Here is an 820-nt window from a genome sequence, read left to right on the forward strand (position 1 = left end):
CGCGATCTTGGCCTGCTTCGCCGTCTGCGCGGCGATCGTGACCAGTTCCTGCTCAGGGGTTTTGGAGAATCCGTAGTTGAACGAGGACCCGCCCAGGCCGTCGCCGTGGGTCACCTCGATCACCGGCACACCCGCACCGTCGAGCGCGGTCACGATGTCACGCACCTCGGTCGCGGTGAACTGGTGACGCTTGTGGTGCGAACCGTCGCGCAGCGAGGTATCGGTGACGCGGATATCGAGATCAGCAGAGTAAGCCATGATTTCAGTCCTCCTAGACCCGAGCCGACAGGATGCGGTCGGCGGTGACCTCACCGACCCGGGTGGCGGCGGCGGTCATGATGTCCAAGTTCCCCGAATACGGCGGCAGGAAGTCACCGGCGCCTTCGACCTCGACGAACACCGAAACCTTCGCCAGCCCACCGGACACCACGCTCGGCTCGTCGAACTGCGGCTCGTTGAGCAGCCGGTAACCGGGCACGTACTGCTGGATGTCGGCGACCATGCGATGCACCGACTCGGTGATCGCGTCGTGGTCGGCGTCCTCGGGGATCGCACAGAAAATGGTGTCGCGCATGATCATCGGCGGCTCGGCCGGGTTCAAGATGATGATCGCCTTACCCCGCGCAGCGCCACCGATGGTCTCCACACCCTTCGAGGTGACCTTGGTGAACTCGTCGATGTTCGCGCGAGTACCCGGACCGGCAGACACCGACGACACCGAGGCGACGATCTCGGCGTAAGCCACCGGCACCACCCGGGACACGGCCGCCACGATCGGGATCGTCGCCTGGCCACCACAAGTGATCATGTTGACGTTCGG

Annotated in this window: 1 protein-coding gene and 1 pseudogene; both read right to left on the bottom strand. The window is 64.8% G+C overall.

What is annotated here, in order from left to right; translation table 11 throughout:
• A pseudogene (locus EBN03_RS33545) lies at positions 1–258 on the bottom strand (4-hydroxy-2-oxovalerate aldolase); the annotation flags it as partial.
• 13 nt (positions 259–271) lie between these two features.
• On the bottom strand, positions 272–820 hold a 549-nt coding region (locus EBN03_RS33550), incomplete at its 5' end, for an acetaldehyde dehydrogenase (acetylating) (RefSeq protein ID WP_122192187.1).

This window comes from Nocardia stercoris, assembly GCF_003696265.1.
Lineage (GTDB): Bacteria > Actinomycetota > Actinomycetes > Mycobacteriales > Mycobacteriaceae > Nocardia > Nocardia stercoris.